Annotated in this window: 20 protein-coding genes; 10 read left to right on the forward strand and 10 right to left on the reverse strand. The window is 63.7% G+C overall.

Translation table 11 applies throughout. The features are described 5' to 3' along the window. Nucleotides 1-287 precede the first annotated feature (287 nt). Nucleotides 288-698 carry a DUF427 domain-containing protein gene (locus LB569_RS29425; RefSeq protein WP_224695093.1) on the forward strand — a complete coding sequence of 137 codons (411 nt, stop codon included), beginning with the start codon at nucleotides 288-290 and terminating at the stop codon, nucleotides 696-698. 122 nt (nucleotides 699-820) lie between these two features. Here the strand turns inward: LB569_RS29425 and LB569_RS29430 are convergent, their stop codons facing one another. The 3 genes from LB569_RS29430 to LB569_RS29440 all read right to left on the reverse strand — a co-directional run bounded on the left by LB569_RS29430 (nucleotide 821) and on the right by LB569_RS29440 (nucleotide 2168). Continuing rightward, the gene (locus LB569_RS29430; RefSeq protein WP_224695094.1) at nucleotides 821-1120 is read right to left on the reverse strand and encodes a DUF982 domain-containing protein; all 300 of its coding nucleotides are present in this window, start codon (nucleotides 1118-1120) and stop codon (nucleotides 821-823) included. A gap of 46 nt (nucleotides 1121-1166) precedes the next feature. Next, nucleotides 1167-1619 (reverse strand): hypothetical protein, encoded by a 453-nt coding sequence (locus LB569_RS29435; protein WP_224535158.1) that lies wholly within the window; start codon nucleotides 1617-1619, stop codon nucleotides 1167-1169. Nucleotides 1620-1685: 66 nt separating this feature from the next. Beyond that, nucleotides 1686-2168 (reverse strand): Hsp20 family protein, encoded by a 483-nt coding sequence (locus LB569_RS29440; protein ID WP_224695071.1) that lies wholly within the window; start codon nucleotides 2166-2168, stop codon nucleotides 1686-1688. Nucleotides 2169-2421: 253 nt separating this feature from the next. On the opposite strand from LB569_RS29440, the gene LB569_RS29445 reads away from it, so the two are divergent. The 3 genes from LB569_RS29445 (at nucleotide 2422) to LB569_RS29455 (ending at nucleotide 4273) form a co-directional block, all read left to right on the forward strand. After that, entirely contained in the window at nucleotides 2422-2853 is a 432-nt protein-coding gene (locus tag LB569_RS29445) for a cupin domain-containing protein (protein ID WP_140701633.1), read from the forward strand. Nucleotides 2854-3029: 176 nt separating this feature from the next. Continuing rightward, on the forward strand, nucleotides 3030-3788 hold the full coding sequence (locus LB569_RS29450) for a copper homeostasis protein CutC (protein WP_224695072.1): 759 nt from the start codon (nucleotides 3030-3032) through the stop codon (nucleotides 3786-3788). Beyond that, nucleotides 3785-4273, forward strand: coding sequence for a GNAT family N-acetyltransferase (locus LB569_RS29455; protein WP_224695073.1), 489 nt, complete (start codon nucleotides 3785-3787; stop codon nucleotides 4271-4273). The genes LB569_RS29450 and LB569_RS29455 overlap by 4 nt, the downstream gene beginning before the upstream one ends. A gap of 31 nt (nucleotides 4274-4304) precedes the next feature. Here the strand turns inward: LB569_RS29455 and LB569_RS29460 are convergent, their stop codons facing one another. From LB569_RS29460 to LB569_RS29475, 4 genes are all read right to left on the reverse strand, one after another. Beyond that, entirely contained in the window at nucleotides 4305-5327 is a 1023-nt protein-coding gene (locus tag LB569_RS29460; RefSeq protein ID WP_224695074.1) for an acyltransferase family protein, read from the reverse strand. Nucleotides 5328-5570: 243 nt separating this feature from the next. After that, a complete protein-coding gene (locus tag LB569_RS29465) occupies nucleotides 5571-6368 on the reverse strand; it encodes an FAD binding domain-containing protein (RefSeq protein WP_224535176.1) in 798 nt (265 codons plus the stop codon). A gap of 116 nt (nucleotides 6369-6484) precedes the next feature. Beyond that, nucleotides 6485-8830, reverse strand: a complete 2346-nt coding sequence (locus tag LB569_RS29470; protein ID WP_224695075.1) for a xanthine dehydrogenase family protein molybdopterin-binding subunit — start codon at nucleotides 8828-8830, stop codon at nucleotides 6485-6487. A gap of 113 nt (nucleotides 8831-8943) precedes the next feature. Beyond that, a complete protein-coding gene (locus LB569_RS29475) occupies nucleotides 8944-9444 on the reverse strand; it encodes a (2Fe-2S)-binding protein (RefSeq protein WP_224535181.1) in 501 nt (166 codons plus the stop codon). A gap of 297 nt (nucleotides 9445-9741) precedes the next feature. On the opposite strand from LB569_RS29475, the gene LB569_RS29480 reads away from it, so the two are divergent. Beyond that, nucleotides 9742-10878, forward strand: coding sequence for an FIST signal transduction protein (locus LB569_RS29480; protein ID WP_224535183.1), 1137 nt, complete (start codon nucleotides 9742-9744; stop codon nucleotides 10876-10878). Nucleotides 10879-10891: 13 nt separating this feature from the next. Then, entirely contained in the window at nucleotides 10892-12232 is a 1341-nt protein-coding gene (locus LB569_RS29485; RefSeq protein WP_224535185.1) for a hybrid sensor histidine kinase/response regulator, read from the forward strand. Nucleotides 12233-12256: 24 nt separating this feature from the next. Here the strand turns inward: LB569_RS29485 and LB569_RS29490 are convergent, their stop codons facing one another. Next, nucleotides 12257-12940 carry a response regulator gene (locus LB569_RS29490; RefSeq protein WP_140701642.1) on the reverse strand — a complete coding sequence of 228 codons (684 nt, stop codon included), beginning with the start codon at nucleotides 12938-12940 and terminating at the stop codon, nucleotides 12257-12259. Between the two features lie 227 nt (nucleotides 12941-13167). On the opposite strand from LB569_RS29490, the gene LB569_RS29495 reads away from it, so the two are divergent. From LB569_RS29495 to LB569_RS29505, 3 genes are all read left to right on the forward strand, one after another. Beyond that, complete coding sequence (locus tag LB569_RS29495) at nucleotides 13168-13863, forward strand: fumarylacetoacetate hydrolase family protein (protein WP_224695076.1); 696 nt, start codon at nucleotides 13168-13170, stop codon at nucleotides 13861-13863. Next, nucleotides 13863-14513, forward strand: a complete 651-nt coding sequence (gene maiA / locus LB569_RS29500; protein ID WP_224695077.1) for a maleylacetoacetate isomerase — start codon at nucleotides 13863-13865, stop codon at nucleotides 14511-14513. Before LB569_RS29495 ends, maiA begins: the two co-directional genes overlap by 1 nt. Before the next feature lie 201 nt (nucleotides 14514-14714). After that, nucleotides 14715-15755: a zinc-dependent alcohol dehydrogenase family protein gene (locus tag LB569_RS29505; protein WP_224695078.1), complete on the forward strand. Its 1041-nt coding sequence runs from the start codon at nucleotides 14715-14717 to the stop codon at nucleotides 15753-15755. A gap of 6 nt (nucleotides 15756-15761) precedes the next feature. On the opposite strand, the gene LB569_RS29510 is transcribed toward LB569_RS29505, so the two are convergent. Continuing rightward, entirely contained in the window at nucleotides 15762-16652 is an 891-nt protein-coding gene (locus LB569_RS29510; RefSeq protein ID WP_224695079.1) for a DMT family transporter, read from the reverse strand. 150 nt (nucleotides 16653-16802) lie between these two features. On the opposite strand from LB569_RS29510, the gene LB569_RS29515 reads away from it, so the two are divergent. Beyond that, nucleotides 16803-18152, forward strand: a complete 1350-nt coding sequence (locus tag LB569_RS29515; RefSeq protein WP_411970262.1) for a PLP-dependent aminotransferase family protein — start codon at nucleotides 16803-16805, stop codon at nucleotides 18150-18152. A 4-nt stretch (nucleotides 18153-18156) separates the two neighbouring features. On the opposite strand, the gene LB569_RS29520 is transcribed toward LB569_RS29515, so the two are convergent. Continuing rightward, nucleotides 18157-19047, reverse strand: a complete 891-nt coding sequence (locus LB569_RS29520; protein ID WP_224695081.1) for a LysR family transcriptional regulator — start codon at nucleotides 19045-19047, stop codon at nucleotides 18157-18159. Between the last annotated feature and the right edge of the window lie 109 nt (nucleotides 19048-19156).

Consider the following 19156-nt stretch of genomic DNA (forward strand, 5'->3'; position numbering starts at 1 on the left):
ACGTTTTCAGGCCTTCCTGGCGGTCCACACGATGCGATCAGCCAACTGCCCCGGCCGTTGCCGCGAAGCTCAGGCGGGAGAGGGACCCGTTTTCCACGACGAGCACGGTGCATGCATCGCATTGCCCGTGGTCGCAGCTTTCTTCGCCCCGGTCGATCCAGTTTGGTCGTGCAAGGCGGCAGGATTTCCGGAGAGACCGGAACCTCAATCCACTGCTGCGCATTTCGACTTCATCCGTGGAAGACAATGTCATCCGACCATCAAGTCGCTGGCCAAGGAGAATTCAGATGCAAGGTTCAGAAGCGATTTCCAGGCGCCCTATCGGCGGCATGAGCATAGAACCATTCCTCGGCACGGTGACGGTCCGGTTTTCCGACGCCATAGTCGCCGCCACCGACCGAGCGAAAATTCTTCGGGAGGAAGGTCATGAGCCGGTATTCTATATCCCCTTCGAGGATATCTATTTCGACCTTTTCGAAAAGACCAACACCACCAGCGAGTGCGCGCTGAAGGGCACCGCGAGCTATTGGCGTGTTCATGCTGTCGGCGGCTCGGCCGACGACTTCATGTGGGCGTATGAGACGCCGGATACCGCGGCCCTGGCCATCGCGCGTCATGGCGCCTTTGATCCGAAAAGGGCCCGTATTGACGTCGATCCCAAGGAGGACAAGCGGCATACTCCACATGTGATGGAGTAGGACGATGTCTCCACCATCCGAATGCCCGACCTCATCGGCGATATTGTCTCGCCGATGAGGTCCAATCGAAGCCGTTCTTGGTAAAAAAGCGGATGCCGTCAGTGCCGCTGCCGTTGTCGCGGTTAGACGGCCACCCCGCCGCGGCCGGATTTGGTGCCGTCCATCCAGGGCAGCGGTGCAAGCGGCTCGTGCAGAATCTTGACGGATCTCGCAAATCCAGCGACGGCATCGCGCGCGACCGAGAGTGGAATCTGGCCGTCGTAAGCACGCTGGCAGGCCCGGAAGGCCGTTTCGAAGATTGGCCCCCGCCGCTCCCGGGGCCACTCGTCCAGGAAGTCGAATGCATCCTCGAGGCTGCCTAATTCTTGAATGAACTGGCCATTCTTGACCAACACCGGTCCATCGAATGTCCTGTCGCCCATATGGTCCTCCATTCGGTTGAACGATTTGATTTGCTGGTTCGGCTTTTCACGCGACGGCATGCTCAGGCTCCGCGAACATGCCGCCATCCCCACGTCTGGGCGGGACGCCGGCAAATGCCGGAACCGGCGGTGGATCATCATCATCGTCATCTCGCCAGGGGTATCGCAGCCAGTGGCGCCTGGTTTCGTTGCGACGCCGGCCTGAAGACGGACGGCGGTCAAACGATGCCCCGACCGGCGGCTTGCGCCCAATCCCGTCCAGGGCGTGGAGCGCGCCAAGAATCTCGCTGACCCGCGCAATCGCACCGTTGTCCAATTGGCGTAGGGTGGGATTGTCAGGAACCGCATGGGCGTCTGAAGCCCAGAAGGCGAGCAGAGCCCGCTTTTCGCCGATCGCCATGTCCTCGTTCAGGACGTCCTCGGGCCTACGAATCGCAGCGAATTCCGCAGCGTGATCTGTCGGTTTGGATTCGTGAAAACTGTATGCTTGGGATCTCATCTCCATTCTCCGCGATCTGTGCCTCCCGGCCAAGCCGGGAGGCGGACCACAGACTGAGGTTCACTGTCAGGCTGCCTTGCGTTGCGGCTCTGCATCCACGGACTGCTTGTTGCCGCCATCCTGAAGCGGTACCGCTCTGGCTTCGGAGCCGATCGCGATGCGCCGAGGCTTGAGTTCCTCGGGCACTTCGCGGACCAGCTCCACCGACAGCAGACCATTATGGATATTGGCCGCCTTGACCTTGACGTGGTCCGCGAGTTTGAACGCCTGTTTGAAGTTGCCTATCGCCAGGCCACGGTGGAGGATTTCCCGATTTTGCTGATCGGGCTTCCTCTGCCCGATTACCAACAATTCAGGGCCGTTCTGCACAAGCTCCACTTCATCAGGACCGAAACCGGCGACGGCCATTGTGATGCGATAGTCGTTGTCGCCATTCTTCTCGATGTTGTAGGGCGGCCACTCGGAGCGCACGCTGTTTTCGAGCATGTCGAACAGCCGGTCGAAGCCGACCGTGGTGCGGTAAAGAGGGGAATAATCAAAGCTTCTCATAGCCATATCCTCCGTAAAGCAACATGGTTTGGGGTCGCCGCGGCGTCGCCGCGACGCGGTCTGTCGAGCCGAAGCCTCGACGGAAAACGATCTGGGAATCACGGTTTTTCTGTTCAAGAGGTCGCCCGAAAATTTTTTAGGAGCCGCGTCACGGCCATTCGTGATCGGGCATGTATCAGGCCTTCGCGGCGACAGCCTTCCCTTGCACGTTCCCGCCGTCGCGCGATAGATGCTGCGTTAAAGGGAGGACATCATGCGGAAAATCCTGGCATCGGCGTTGCTGGCTGCGGCCGCGCTTTATGCAAATTGTGCCCTGGCGTTCGACAGCAGTGGAACCCCGGTCGTCGTGACACCGCTCGCATCACGCACCACCACGGCATCCGGCCAGCCGATCACGCTGCCGCAAAAGAACGTGCAGGTGCTGGTCTCGACCTATGACATCGCGCCCGGCGCGACCTTGCCGGTCCATCGCCACCCCTTCCCGCGCTACGCCTATGTCGAGGCCGGAACGCTGAAGGTCACCAATGTCGAGACCGGGAACGCCAACACCTACAAGACAGGCGATTTCATCATCGAGATGATCGGCCAGTGGCACCAGGCCACCAACATTGGTGACGGGCCGGTCAAGCTCCTGGTGATCGATCAGGTCGAGGAAGGCGCCAAGAACACGGAATTGCGCCAGTAGCCGCCAAGACTATATCCCGAAGGCAAGAACGTCAGCCGCCTTCCCGCGTTGTCCCACGTGCAGGACGGGCAAGCAGGGAAATCTCGCCTGGTCCAAATGGCGGCGTGGGGTTCACGCTTTCGCGTCAGCCGTCCCGGTGCTAGGGCTCTCCACGGCATCATGAACTGGATCGACCCTTGACCACGCAAACCCGCCCGCCGCTGATCGAAATCTGTGTCGAAGGCATCGACGGCCTGCTCGCCGCGCAAGCCGCCGGCGCCGACCGGGTCGAACTCTGCGCCAGCCTCGTCGAGGGCGGCATCACGCCCAGCCTCGGCACGGTGCGCGCCGCGCTCGATCAGGCAACCGTGCCGTTCCACGTCATGGTGCGGCCGCGTGGCGGCGATTTTCTCTACAGCGAGGGTGAATATCGCTCGATGCTTGCCGACGTTGCCGCGCTCAGCGAGCTAGGCGTGCCCGGCGTGGTGTTCGGCTGCCTGAATGCCGATGGCACCATCGACGAGCAGCGCATGGGCGAACTGACCGAGGCTGCCGGCTCCCTGAACGTCACTTGCCACCGCGCCTTCGACATGACGAGCGATCCCGCCGAGGCGCTGGAAGCGCTGATCCGCTGCAAGGTCGGCCGTGTGCTGACCAGCGGCCAGCGCGACACCGCGATCGAAGGCTTGCCGTTGCTGGCGGACCTGGTGCGCCAGGCCGGCGGACGCATCATCATCCTTGGCTGCGGCGGCCTCGATCTCGGCAACATCGCCGAGGTGCGCGCCAAGACAGGCCTCGTCGAAATGCATTTCGCCGCCCTCAAGGACGTGCCGAGCGCCATGCGCTACCGCAATCCGAAGGTCGGCATGGGCGGCTCCGATCTCGACCGTGAATATCGCAACACGCTGACCGATACGCCGCTGGTGGCGGCGACGATCACGGCGGCCAAGGCATGACCTCTCCCATAGACCACATAGCGCAGGACGATGAAGCCGCCATTCTGGCGCTCAACAACGAGCACGCCGCCGAATTGTCGTGGCTCGAAGCCGAACGGCTGTCCTTCCTGCTCGGCGAGGCATTTTATGCGCGCCGCATCGGCGATCTCGAGGCCTTCATCATGACCTTCGACCAGGATGCGAACTACGACAGCCCGAATTTCGTCTGGTTCCGCGAGCGTTACGAACGCTTCGTCTATGTCGACCGCGTCGTCGTCGCGGCGCATGCAAGGGGCCGCGGCCATGCGCGCCGGCTCTATCAGGACCTGTTCGACCATGCGCAGAGCGCCGGCCACACGCTGGTCACCTGCGAGGTCAACACCGATCCGCCCAACCCGGCCTCGGACGCCTTCCACGCCGTCCTCGGCTTCGCCGAAGTCGGCGACGCGGTGATCCATGGCGGCAAGAAAGCGGTGCGTTATTATGTCAGGCAGATCGCCACCTGATCCGGTGGCGACCGCCATCGGCGGCGCTCATTCACCAATTGCGGTTGAGCCATTCGCGCGCTGGTCGTTCGATGAGGTAATAGCTGCAGAGCGCGCAGGCAAAGACGCCGGCCAGCATCGGCCATGGGTTGCTGCCCTGCTCGTAGACGAATTTGTAGAAGGGCTGCTGCCACAGATAGAGCGAATACGACCACAGGCCCAGCGTCGTCATCGGCAGGGATGACAGCCATCCGGAAAACAGCCGCGTGCTGAAATCCAGCGCGTTGACGGCGAGCGCCAGCAACGGCACCGCGAGCAGGTAGTGGATCGGGGTTGGGACCTGGTCCATGAACAGGAGGACCGCGCCGGCGGCCGCTGCCAAGGCGACATAGGGTCCCTTCAACAAGGACGGCAGCTTGCCATCGGCCTTGAGCAAGCAGATCGCCGCCGACAGCAGGATCGAGGCGATGTGCACATCGGTGCGCCAGTACGTGGTTTCATAGTCCATGTGCAGGAACCAGTAGGAAACTGCCCCATTGGTCATGGCCAGCGCAGCCAGGACCAGCAGCAGCGGTACGACACGGTCGCGGCTGGCAACGACCGCGCTGATCGCCGCCAGGATGATGTAGGCATGCTCTTCGATGCAGAGCGACCAGATGTGGTCGAGCGCGCCGGCCCGGTTCAGGAGAATTCCGGCATAATTGTAGGTGAATGTCAGCGCGGTCAGGGCCGCCTTCCATTTGAAGGCGATGAACGTGCCGGAGAGCGCGACCATGGCGACGACGACGAAGACCAGCAGCGCCGGATAGATGCGCGAGAAGCGGCGCTTGAAGAATTTCTTCAGCGGATAGCGTTCGATGAACAGGATCTCGGCCATCAGCCGGCCGCTGAGAACGAAGAAGAATTCGACACCCAGCACACCCAGATTGATGCCGGGAACGGGGAAAAAATGCCCGATCAGCACGAGCGCGATCGACAGGCCGCGCCAGCCATCGAGATAGGCGAGCCGTGTCCTGGCCGATCGGTCGGCGGTCGCTCGGGACGGAACCATATCTGTCGCGGAAATTTCGGACATGCCGATCCCTTCGCATTGGCATGCGAAAGGGCACGGCGGTACACAGTCCGAACCCGGCTCGCATTCCCGCCCCAACCCATACTGCAGTGCAATATAAGTTTGTGCAAGTGCGAGATGATCGCCGATGCGATTTCTGGGCGGTATGGGCCTCGGCCGAGCTTGCACCGGACTGGGCAGCCACAGGCAACAACAACGAAAAAGGGGCCGTGACAGCCCCTTTGCTCGTTCGCAATTGATCTCGCGTCAGGCGTTGGCTGCCGCCACCGCGCGCTTGGCCATGACCGCGATCAGATTGGCGCGGTAGTCGGCGGAGGCGTGAATGTCGCTCATCAGGGTCTTCGCCGGCACTTTCACGCCGCTGAGCGAAGCAGCGTCGAAGCTCTTGGCAAGCGCTGCCTCGATCTCCTTCGAGCGGAAGACGCCGTCGTCGCCGGCGCCGGTGACGGCAACGCTGACCCCGTCCTTGCCCTTGGCCACGAACACGCCGACGATCGCATAACGCGAGGCCGGGTTGCGGAATTTCTCGTAGGCAGCCTTTGCCGGCGCGGTGAAGGAGACCGCCGTGACGATCTCGCCCTCCTTCAAGGCGGTTTCGAACAGCCCCTTGAAGAACTTGTCGGCCGGTATCTCGCGCTTGTTGGTGAGGATGGTGGCGCCCAGCGCCAGGAGCGCGGCCGGATAGTCCGCCGCCGGATCGTTGTTGGCGATCGAGCCGCCGATCGTGCCCTTGTGGCGCACCGCCGGATCGCCGATCAGCGACGCCAGATGGGCAAGCGCCGGGCAGGCCTTGCGCAGCTTCTCGTCCTTGGCAACGTCGAAATGCGTGGTGGCGGCGCCGATCGTGACCGTCTTGCCCGACACCTTGACGCCTTGCAGGTCCTTGATGCGCGACAGGTCGACCAGATCGGAAGGTGCCGCCAGCCGCGTCTTCATGGCGGGAATCAAGGTCATGCCGCCCGACAGCAGCTTGGCGTCCCCATTCTTCACGAGCTTGGCGGCTTCTGCGACCGAGGCGGCACGGTGATAATTGACTGCGTACATGGGATCCTCCCCTAAGTGGTCAGGCAGTAGTGAGTAGTCAGTAGTCGGTAGGGAGCAGGGAGTGGCCGCCGGAGGTGGCACGCTGTCCTATTCGTTACTCACTACTCCCTACTCACTCATTTCGCGGCGCGGATCGCGGCCCACACGGTGGACGGCGAGGCCGGCATGGCGATGTCGGTGATCCCGATGGCGTCGGTGATGGCATTGATCACCGCCGGCGGCGAGCCGATGGCACCGGCCTCGCCGCAACCCTTGATGCCGAGCGGGTTGCTCGGACATGGGGTGTTCGAGGTCGAGACCTTGAACGACGGCAGGTCGCCCGCACGCGGCATCGTATAATCCATGTAGCTTGCCGTCAGCAATTGTCCGCTGTCGTCGTAGTAAGCGCCTTCCAGCAGCGCCTGGCCGACGCCCTGGGCAATGCCGCCATGCACCTGGCCCTCGACGATCATCGGATTGATGATGTTGCCGAAATCGTCCGCCGCCACGAACTGGACGATCTCTGTCGTTCCGGTTTCCGGATCGATCTCGACCTCGCAGATGTAGCAGCCCGCCGGGAAGGTGAAGTTCGCCGGGTCGTAGAACGCCGTTTCCTTCAGTCCCGGCTCCATGCCGGCAGGCAGATTGTGCGCGGTATAGGCAGCCAAAGCCACCTGAAACCACGGCAGGCTCTTGTCGGTGCCGGCGACCTTGACCTCGCCATTCTCGATGACGATGTCGCCCTCGTCGGCCTCGAGCAGGTGGGCCGCGATCTTCTTGGCCTTGGCCTCGACCTTGTCGAGCGCCTTTGATATCGCCGACATGCCGACGGCGCCCGAGCGCGAGCCGTAGGTGCCCATGCCCATCTGCACCTTGTCGGTGTCGCCGTGGACGATCGACACCGAATCGATCGGCACGCCAAAACGCTGGTTGACCAGTTGCGCGAAGGTCGTCTCGTGCCCCTGGCCATGGCTGTGCGAGCCGGTCAGCACCTCGATGGTGCCGACGGCGTTGACCCTTACCTCGGCCGATTCCCACAGGCCGACGCCGGCGCCGAGCGAGCCGACCGCCGCCGACGGCGCGATGCCGCAAGCCTCGATGTAGCAGCTCATGCCGATGCCGCGCAGTCTGCCTTGTTTCGCCGCCGCGGCCTTACGTTTGGCAAAGCCGGCATAGTCGGCGGTTTTCATCGCCGCGTCGAGCGAGGCCGCATAGTCGCCGGCGTCATAGTTCATGATCACCGGTGTCTGGTGCGGAAACGTGGTGATGAAGTTCTTGCGCCTGAGATCCGCCGGGGAGACGCCGAGTTCGCGTGCCGCGGCCTCCATGGTGCGTTCCAGCAGATAGGTGGCTTCCGGCCGCCCTGCCCCGCGATAGGCATCGACGGGCGCCGTGTTGGTGTAGACGGTGCGCACATTGGCATGGATGGCGGGAATGTCGTACTGCCCCGACAAGAGCGTCGCATAGAGATAGGTCGGCACGCAGGACGAGAACAGCGACATGTAGGCGCCGAGATTGGCGATCGTGTCGACCTTGAAACCCGTGATCCTGTTGTTCTTGTCGAAGGCCATCTCCACCGTCGAGACATGGTCGCGGCCATGCGCGTCGGTGAGGAAACTTTCGGTACGGTCGGCGACCCATTTGACCGGCACGCCGGTCTTCTTCGAGGCCCACAGACAGACGATTTCTTCCGGGTAGATGTAGATCTTGGAGCCGAAGCCGCCGCCGACATCCGGCGCGATGACGCGCAGCTTGTTTTCGGGCGCGACATTGTAGAAGGCGCTCATCACCAGCCGCGCGACATGCGGGTTCTGCGATGTCGTCCAGCAGGTGTAATGATCCTCGGCCTTGTCGTAATGGCCAAGTGCGGCGCGCGGCTCCATGGCGTTCGGCACCAGCCGGTTGTTGACGATCTTCATGCGGGTGACGTGCGCCGCCGCCTTGATGGCGGCATCGGTCGTCTTGGCGTCGCCGATCTCCCAATCGAAGATCAGATTGTTCTCGGCCTCGGCATGCACCTGCGGCGCGCCCTTCTCGAGTGCCTTGGTCGCATCGACGACGGCCTTCAATTCCTTGTAGGTGATCTCCACGGCCTCGGCCGCATCGCGTGCCTGGCCCTTGGTTTCGGCCACCACCACCACGATGGCATCGCCGACATAACGGACCTTGTCGACCGCCAGCGGCGACCATGCGCCCATCTTCATCGGCGAGCCGTCCTTGGAATGGATCATCCAGCCGCAGATCAGGTTGCCGATGCCGTCGGCCTTGAGTTCCTTGCCGGTCAGCACGCCGATGACGCCCGGCATGGCTTGCGCCGCCTTCACGTCGATCTTCTTGATTTGCGCATGCGCGTGCGGGCTGCGCACGAAGACCGCGTGCTTCATGCCGGGCACCACCATGTCGTCGACATAGCGGCCGGCGCCGGTGATGAACCTTTTGTCTTCCTTGCGCGCCACCCGAGCGCCAACACCTTCGATACCCATCAGAAGTCCTCCCGAATTGCCGACATAGTGAGTAGGAAAGTAGTGAGTAGTGAAAGGGGACCAATTCAGGCCGAACTACTCACTACCGACTACTGACTACTCACTCATGTCCCTCACGCAGCTTGCCTCGCCTTGCTCTTGGCTCCCTTAGCCATCGTCTTCGATGCGGCCAGGATCGCCTTGACGATGTTGTGGTAGCCGGTGCAGCGGCAGATATTGCCTTCCAGCTCGGCGCGCACCGTCGCTTCGTCGAGGCCTTCGGGATGGCGGTTGATCATGTCGGTAGCCGTCATGATCATGCCCGGCGTGCAGAAGCCGCATTGCAGACCGTGATGTTCCTTGAACGCCGCCTGGATGGGATGCAGGTCGGCGCCGTCGGCGAGACCTTCGATCGTGACCACGGTCGATCCGGACGTCTGGACAGCAAGCATGGTGCAGGCCTTGACCGCCTTGCCATCCACATGGACGACGCAGGCGCCGCATTGCGAGGTGTCGCAACCGACATGGGTGCCGGTGAGACCGAGATTCTCCCGCAGGAAATGGACGAGCAGCGTTCGATCCTCGACGGCACCGCCAACCCGCTTGCCGTTCACCAACAACGAAACGTCCGACATAGCCCCTCCCTGGGTGTCAACCTTGGTCATAACGCCGCCGACGAGCCGTTGGCACTTCGGCCACGCGTTATTCGTACACCGCACAATGCACAAAAAACAGCACGACGGAAAAGGCGGATCATTGTACTTTCGGTCATGGCAAGGCCAGCGATGCATTCCCCTCGCCCATTGCCAAAACGCCGATTGGAAGCAACAATATCCCTCGACGCCCGCGCATCCTGAAGCGCATAAAAACAGCGTCGGAGGAAATGCGGGAGAACGCCGCTGACCAGTTCACTGACGCGCTACGCATGCGGCTTGTCGGCGCTGACGACGGACGAGCCCGATCCGGATGTTTTTGCACGCGCGATGGCGGCGGAAGCTGCCGCAATCAATGCGGGCTTTGCCCTTGTGTTCTTTTCCCAGAGCCTCGTCGAGGCCGGCGCCCTGTCTCGGGCACTCTCGGTCCACGCCCCGTGTCTCCGTCATGCCGGCTGTTCCACCGCCGGCGAGATCACGCCGCAGGGGCTCGAGGAAGGCCACATGCTGGCGATGCTGCTGCCCTCGGCATCCTTCACGGCGGTCAGCACCATGGTCGAGAATTTGTCGACTTCGGGCATGGACAGGATCACCGAAGAGGTCGAGGCCCTGCGGCGCACGCTGCGCGCCCGGCTCGGCGGCGAGCGGACCAGGAACACCTTCGCGCTCTGCTTTATCGACGGGCTGTCCTATGCCGAGGAAGCGGTGAGCTCGGCCATCCACTGGGGTCTTGACGACATACCGCTGCTCGGCGGCTCGGCCGGTGACGATTTGAAGTTCGAGACGACTCGCCTGATCTCCAACGGCAAGGTCTCGTCCGACAGCGCCATCATCGTGCTGGTCGCCACGGAAATTCCGTTCCACGTCTTCAAGACCGACAATTTCATTCCCACCGACGAAAAGCTGGTGGTGACCGCCTCCGATCCCGATCACCGCATCGTGCGGGAGTTCAACGCCACCAATGCCGCGGAGGAATATGCCGCTTCGGTCGGCATCCTCCCGCAGACCCTGACGCCGCTCAGCTTCGCCTCGCATCCCGTGGTGGTGAAGGTGGGCGGGGAATATTACTGCCGCTCGATCCAGCGGATGCACGCGGATGGCTCGCTGTCGTTTTTCTGCGCCATCGACGACGGCGTCGTGCTGTCGATCGCCCAGCCCAAGGACATGGTCGAATCGACGCGCGCGGCCTTGCGCGAGGTCGAGGAAAGGCTGGGCGGCATCGATATGATCCTTGGCTTCGACTGCGTGCTGCGCCGGCTGGATGCGCGCAACCGGCAGGTCTTTCGCGATATTTCGGAGCTCTACCGGGTCAACAATGTCGTCGGCTTCGGCACCTATGGCGAACAATACCGGTCGATGCACCTGAACCAGACTTTCACCGGCATCGCCTTCGGTGATCGCCAGGCGGCTGAATAGGCGGCGAAACAGCATGCCGCTCAGGGACATAAACGATCTCGACAGGCTGAAGAAGATCAACGCCGCGCTGGTGAGCCGCGTCGAGCGCTCGATGGACCAGCAAGGCAACGCCTTCTCGCTGTTCCAGACCGCGATCTCGCTGGAAAACCGGGTGCGCACGCGCACCGAGGAACTGCATTCGACCTTGCGCAGGCTGGAGCAGTCGAACATCGACCTCAGCGCCGCCAAGGAAAACGCCGAGCTGGCGAACCTGTCCAAGACAAGGTTCCTCGCCGCCGCCAGCCATGACGTGCTGCAGCCGCTGAACGCGGCCCACCTCTCCGTCTCGGCGCTTGCCGAGGTACAGACCAGCGACGAAGGCAGGAAGCTGGTGCGCCAGGTCGAGCGTTCGTTGGAAACGATGGAGGACCTGCTGCGCACCTTGCTCGACATTTCCAAGCTCGATGCCGGCGTGGTGCAGCCAGATATCGGCGACGTCAGCCTGGAGGCGCTGTTTTCGTCGCTGCGTTCGGATTTCCAGCCGGTGGCGGAAATGAAGCGGCTGTCGCTGAAATTCCGGCCGGTCAATGCCGTGGTCCGCTCGGACCGGACGCTGCTGCGCCGCATCCTGCAGAACATCCTCTCCAACGCGCTGGGGTATACACGCTCGGGCGGCGTCCTTGTCGGCACCAGACATCGCGGCGACACGATCCGCATCGATGTCGCCGATACCGGCTGCGGCATTCCCGAGGACCAGCGCGAGGCGGTGTTCGAGGAGTTCCATCGCGGCACCTTGCCTGCCAATGCCGAGCTCGACGGCGGCGGTCTCGGGCTGGGGCTTGCCATCGTGCGCCGCATGGCCGGCGCGCTTGGCCACCCCGTGACCTTCTCATCGAAGGTTGGGCGCGGCACGATCTTCCACATCGATGTCCCCGTCGGCATCGGCGCGCCGGCCGACGCCATCGCCAGCGCCACCAGCCTTGAGCGGTCGCGCGGCTACGGCCTGTTCGGCACCAAGGTGCTGCTGGTCGAGAACGACGCCGAGGTGCTGGAAGCCATGACCTTCCTGCTCGAACGCTGGCAGTGCCTGGTGCGCGCCGCGACCTCGACCGATGCTGCGCTGGACCTGCTCGGCGACACCGACTGGGTGCCCGACATCGTCATCGCCGACCAGCATCTCGACGGCGGCGATCTCGGCACCGCCACCATATCGGAGGTCCGCGACTATCTCGGCCGCGCCGTGCCGGCGCTGATCGTCACCGCCGACAGTTCCGAAGCCGTCGCCAAGGCGGCCCGCGCCGGCGGCATCGAGCTGATGCGCAAGCCGGTGAAGCCCGCGCAACTAAGGGCATTGCTGGCGCATTTGCTGGCTTAGGTTCCCCTACGGGATGGTAGTGGCTCAAAACCCCACCTGGTCCCGAAACAGCTCGGCGCTATCCAGCTTCGACACCTCGATCACCGCCTGTGTGCGGCTATAGACGTTGAGCTTGCGCAATATCTCCGAGACATGCGCCTTCACCGTCGTCTCGCCGACCTGCAACTCGTAAGCGATCTGTTTGTTGAGCAGGCCCTGGCGCAGCATCTGCAGGACACGCAATTGCTGCGGCGTCAGTTTGGAAAGCCGCTGCAGCATGTCGGCGCGGTCGGTGCTGTCGGCGCCCGGCGGCAGGCCTTCATAGGTTTCCGGTACGTAGATCGCGCCGTCCATCACCGAGCGTATGGCGGCGGCGAGATCGCTCTTGCGCGCCGATTTCGGGATGAAGCCGGCCGCACCATAGGACAGCGCTTCCGAAATGATCCTCGGCTCCTCATAGCCCGACACGATCACCACCGGCAGGCGCGGATAGCGGGTCCTGAGCTGCAGCAGCCCGTCGAAGCCATGCACGTCGGGCATGCTGAGGTCGAGAAGCGCCAGGTCGAAAGGCTTTGCGTCTGCCAGCAGATCCAGCGCTTCGGTGATCGAGCGCGCCTCGACCGTATCGACTTCCGGATAAGCCATCTGCACGGCGCTGTGCAGCGCCTCGCGAAACAGCGGATGGTCGTCGATGATGAGGAACCGGGCGCGATCGGTAGCGGCTGTCATGGGCTCGTTCCGGTTTACCGGCCACACCATAGTCTCCTGACCATGGCCGGATTATTGGCAATTAGTCTATCGCCGATTGAACAGGATTTATCGCTGCAAAAATGATGGGAAGCCTGAATTCCTTATACAGCCGTGGCGCAGCCGATGCTTTATGAAAAGCGACGCCTTGCCCGCCCCCCGAATTCGGCCGAATGTGCCCGCCAGCTCCCCAAAACACAGAGACCGCCATGACCGCCTTTGTCCTTCCCGCCCCGCCAACGCCTTCCGTCGCCATTGCGGGTTCGGACGAACGCTTTGCCGTGCGGCGTATTTTCTGCGTCGGCCGCAACTATGCCGCGCATGCGCGCGAGTTCGGCAATGACGAGCGCGATCCGCCCTTCTTCTTCACCAAGCCGGCAGACGCGGTGGTCGACTCCGGCACGCAGATTCCCTACCCGCCGCTGACCGAAAACCTCCACTTCGAGATCGAGCTGGTGGTGGCGATCGGTACATCAGGCTTTCGCATTTCCCGCGACAAGGCGCTGGACCATGTCTGGGGCTACGGCGTCGGCATCGACCTCACCCGCCGCGATTTGCAGGATGTCGCCAAGAAGGCGGCGCGGCCCTGGGACTGGTCGAAGGCCTTCGACCGTTCCGCGCCTTGCGGCCCGTTGGTTGCCGCGCAAAAATCTTGGCACCCGGCCAAGGGGCGTATCTGGCTCGCCGTCGACGGGGCGGTGAAACAGGACGCCGACCTTGCCGAACTGATCTGGCCGGTGGCCGACATCGTCTCGATCTGCAGCGAGGGCGTGGAACTTCAGGCCGGCGACCTGATCTTCACCGGCACGCCGGCCGGCGTCGGCGCGGTCAAGCCGGGCGAGACGATATCAGGCGGTGTCGACGGCATCGGCACGATCGAAGTGACCATCAGCCGGCCGAAGTGATGAGCGACCTCGTCCTGCACAACTACTTTCGCTCCTCCACCTCCTACCGGGTGCGGATCGCCCTGGAGATGAAGGGGCTGAGCTATGACTATGTCCCGCATCATCTGCGCCATGGCGAGCATCTGGAAGCGGCCTATCTCGCGGTCAATCCGCAGGGGCTGGTGCCGGCATTGGTGCTCGACGACGGCACGCTTCTGACGCAGTCGCTGGCCATCATCGAATATCTCGACGAGATCCGGCCCGCGCCGCCGCTGCTGCCTGGGGATGCGCTGGGACGCGCCCGCGTCAGGATGCTGGCGCAGATTATCGCTTGCGATATCCACCCGGTGAACAATCTGCGCGTGCTGACCTCGCTGCGCACCCTGTTCGGCGCCGGCGACCAGGATGTCGCCAACTGGTTCCGGCATTGGGTCAATGAGGGTTTTAGGCCACTCGAGACATTGCTGACGGCTTCGCCCGAAACCGGCACATTCTGTCACGGCGACACGCCGGGGCTGGCCGACATCTGCCTTGTCGCGCAGGTCACCAGCAACGCCCGCTTTGGCGTCGATGTGACACCCTACCCGACAATCGCGCGCATCAATGCCGCCTGCATGGCGCTACCCGCCTTCCAGAACGCCGCGCCAATAAATCAGATCGACGCCGAGTAAGGTTCACCGGCCGGCGCGCGGCATCAGTACCCAGGACAGCAGCGCCAGCAAGCCGATGCCGGGTGCCGCGGCCGGGAAAACAGGTAAACGCCCTTCCTGGTTCGGCGGACTGGCCGCCTGGTGGAATCGATTTCCGCTTGACCAGGCAAGGAATCGGCTATCTTCCCGGTGACGCATGCCGTCTCAAGGGTGGAGTGACCGATGAAAGCCGTCGTCTTCGAAAAATTCGGCGAAGCGCCGACCATCCAGACCGTGCCCGATCCGAAGCCGGCGGCCGACGGCGTCGTCATCAAGGTCGAGGCGACAGGGCTGTGCCGCAGCGACTGGCACGGCTGGATGGGCCATGATGACAGCATCACCTTGCCCCACGTGCCGGGCCACGAACTGGCCGGCGTCGTCGTCGCGGCCGGCAAGCAGGTCACCCGATGGAAAGCGGGCGAGCGCGTTACCGTGCCGTTCGCCGTGGGTTGCGGCCGCTGCTTCGAATGCACCTCCGGCAATCACCAGGTTTGCGAGCATCAGACGCAACCCGGCTTCACCGGCTGGGGCTCGTTCGCCGAATATGTCGCCATCGAACATGCCGACACCAATCTCGTGCGCTTGCCCGAGGAGATGGAATTCGCCACCGCCGCCAGCCTCGGCTGCCGTTTCGTCACCTCGTTCCGCGCCATCGTCGACCAGGGCCGGGTGAAGCCGGGCGAATGGGTGGCGGTGCATGGCTGCGGCGGCGTCGGCCTGTCGGCGATCATGATCGCCAGCTCGATGGGCGCCAATGTCATCGCCATCGACCTCACCGACGAGAAACTGGACTTCGCTAAAAAGATTGGTGCCGTGGCGACCATCAACGCGACCACGACGCCGAACGTCGTCAAGGCCGTCAAACAGATCACCAATGGCGGCGCCCACATATCGATGGACGCGCTCGGCCATCCCACGACGTCGTTCAACTCGATATCCAACCTGCGCCGGCGTGGACGTCATGTGCAGGTCGGCCTGATGCTAGGCGAGCATGCCCGTCCCCAGGTGCCGATGGACAAGGTGATCGCTTTCGAGCTCGAAATCCTCGGCAGCCACGGCATGCAGGCCTACCGCTACCAGGCGATGATGGACATGATCCGCAACGGCAAGCTGAAGCCCGAACTGCTGGTCGGCAAGAAGATCAGCCTCGACGAGGCGCCCGCCGCGCTGATGGCGATGGGCGGCTTCGAAGGCATCGGTATCGGCGTGGTGACGAAGTTCTAGGGCTCTCTACGCGGCAGCGCGCCTTGGCAGATCCTGCCTGGCGAATTTCTTCGCCCCAAACACACAGGCCACCACGCCGAGCGTGACGACAATCATCAGCGGACTGACCTGCTCGTGCAGCAGCGTCGCCGCCAATGCGAGCCCGAAAAACGGCTGCAGCAGTTGCAGCTGGCCGACCGCGGCGATGCCGCCCTGGACAAGGCCGCGATACCAGAAGACGAAGCCGATCAGCATGCTGAACAGCGAGACATAGGCAAGGCCGATCCAGGCGCTCGTCCCGACCGCGGCGAAGGACGGCGGCAAGGTGACGAGGGTCAGCACCAGCATGACCGGTAGTGACAGCACCAGCGCCCAGCAGATCACCTGCCAGCCGCCGAGCCTGCGTGACAGTGCGGCACCTTCCGCGTAGCCCAGGCCGCAGACGATGATGGCCGCAAGCATCAGCCCATCGCCGACCGGCGAGGCCGTCACGCCTTGCGCAAGCGCGAAGCCCGCCACCAGCGCACTGCCGAGGCATGAGAACAGCCAGAAGGCCGGCCTCGGCCTTTCGCCTCCACGCAGCACGCCGAAGATCGCCGTCGCCAGCGGCAGCAGGCCAACGAAGATGATGGAGTGGGCCGCGGTGACGTGTTTGAGCGCCAATGCCGTCAGCAAGGGAAAGCCGACCACAACCCCCAGCGCAACGATGATGAGGGACAGGATGTCATGACGCTGCGGGCGCTTCTCGCGGAACACGAGCAGCAGCACGAGACCGAGCAGACCGGCTATGACAGCGCGGGCCGAGGTCACGAAGGTCGGGTCGAGATCCATCACCGCCACCCGCGTCGCCGGCAGCGAGCCTGAGAAGATCAGCACGCCCACGAATCCGTTCAACCAGCCACTCGCCGTCTTGTCCATTGCAGGCTCCGTTTGTTTCGCCCTCTATCGGCCCGTGGCTATGGCGCCACCAGAGACAATGCAGTACAATTCGACAAAACTGTAATGGTTTTCTGGGAGGTACAGTTGGACGCAAAGCTCGACAGTGTCGGAACCCTCGTCGAAGGCGTCATGGCCACCATCCGCCAGCGGATCGCCGCGCGCAGCCTGACGCCTGGGGCAAGGCTGCCCTCTATCCGCGCCTTCGCCAAATCCATGCAGGTTTCGAAATCCACGGTGGTCGAGGCCTATGAGCGCCTAGCGGCCGAAGGCGCGATCCGGCCGCGGCCCGGCTCCGGTTTCTACGCCGCCGGCTCGCTGGCACCGTTGTCGCTGGCCGAGATCGGCCCCCGGCTCGATCGCGCCGTCGATCCGCTATGGGTTTCGCGCCAGTCGCTGGAGGCTGGCGAGGAGGTGCTGAAGCCCGGCTGCGGCTGGATGCCGGCTTCATGGATGCCACAGGCTGGGCTGCGCCGGGCATTGCGCACGGTCGCGCGGGCCGACGATATCGCGCTCGCCGATTACGGCACGCCGCTCGGCCTGCCGTCACTGCGGCAATTGCTGGCGCGCCGCATGGCCGGGCACGGCATCGAAGCTTCGCCCGAACAGATCATGCTGACGGAATCGGGCACCCAGGCGATCGACCTGCTCTGCCGGTTCCTGATCAAGCCCGGCGACACCGTGCTGGTCGACGATCCCTGCTATTTCAATTTCCACGCCCTGCTGCGCGCCCATCAGGCCAAGGTCGTCAGCGTTCCCTACACGCCGTCGGGGCCTGATATCGAGCTGTTCGCGCACGCGCTGGCGGAGCATCGGCCGCGCCTCTACATCACCAACTCCGCTATCCACAACCCGACCGGCGCGATCCTGTCTCCGGTGACGGCGCACCGCTTGCTCAAGCTTGCCGACCAGGCCGACCTGACCATCGTCGAGGATGACATCTTCGCCGATTTCGAACACAGCCCTGCCCCGAGGCTTGCGGCATTCGATGGCCTCAGCCGCGTCGTCCATATCGGCAGTTTCTCAAAGACGTTGTCCGCCTCCGTCCGCTGCGGCTTCATCGCCGCGCCCCGCGACTGGATCGAAGGCCTGACCGACCTCAAGATCGCCACGACCTTCGGCGGCGGACGGCTGGCGGCCGAACTGGTGTTCACCTTGCTCAGGGACGGCAGCTACCGCAAGCATATGGATTTACTGCGCGCAAGGCTCGCGCGCGCCATGGGTGAGACGAGCGCCCGGTTGAAGGCGATCGGCATCACGCCCTGGATCGAGCAGCCGGCCGGGCTCTTTCTGTGGTGTAGCCTGCCGGACGGGGTGGATGCGGCCGACGTCGCCCGCCGCGCCTTGGCCGACAACATCGTGCTGGCACCCGGCAATGCATTCAGCCTGTCGCAATCCGCCAGCCGCTTCCTGCGCTTCAACGTCGCCCAGTGCACGGACGAGCGGATTTTCAAGGTGCTCGAAACGGCGATGTCGCGCTGATCGCTCAGCGACCCGCACAGACTTCCCGCACGCAGTCCCGCAACCAGCGCTGCGCCGGATCCGCATCGAGACGCGGATGCCAGAGCAGGGAGATGGTGACGTCCAGGGTCGTGACCGGCAGCGCAAAACTGTGCATGCCGGCGCGCGCTCCTGTCGTATGGCGCTCGGGCACGCTGGCGATAAGATCAGAGGCCCGCGCCATGGCAAGTGCCGCCGAGAACCCGGAGACCATGCACACGACCGTCCGCTGCAAGCCAAGTCCGCGCAAGGCCTCGTCGATTGGCCCCGTCTCGCGGCCGCGCCGCGAGACGCTGATGTGACGCCCCGCCGCATAGCGCTCGGGCGTCACCTTACTCTCGGCCAGGGGATGCCCGGCTCGCACGGCGCCGACGAAGCGGTCGCGAAACAACGCCTGGATGCGCACTTCCGGTCCGGTCTCGCCGGCAACGCCGATTTCCAGATCGATCGCCGCTTCGCGCAGCGACATCGCATCCTTGTCGGACTTCAGCGCGAACCGCAGCCGCACCGCTGGCGCATCGGCCTCGATGCGGGTGACGAGGCGAGGCCCGAACTCCTCGACGAAACTCTCGTTGGTGCGCAACGTGAAGATCCGGTCCAGGCTCCGGGGATCAAGCAATTCGGCGGGGCGCAGCAACCCTTCCGCGTCCTGGACGACGCGGCCGACCTGTCGCCGCAACTCTTCCGCACGCGGCGTCGCCACCAGGCCGCGCCCGGCGCGCACCAGCAGAGGATCGCCCGTTGCCTCGCGCAGCCGCGCCAGCGTCCGGCTCATCGCCGAGGGGCTGAGCCGCAGCCGGCGCGCCGCGCGCGCCACGCTGCCTTCGGCCAGCAGGACGTCGAGAGCAAACAGCAGATTGAGATCGGGCGATGTCATGGATCGATCATAGCATATGAGATGGCGTCTGGCGCACGAATATGATGCAAATGCTGCATCTTCCGCCGCATCAGACACAGGACTAGATCTCCGACAGCTCCGGTTCCGG

Origin of the sequence: Mesorhizobium sp. BH1-1-4, assembly GCF_020165665.1 — a bacterium.
Lineage (GTDB): Bacteria > Pseudomonadota > Alphaproteobacteria > Rhizobiales > Rhizobiaceae > Mesorhizobium.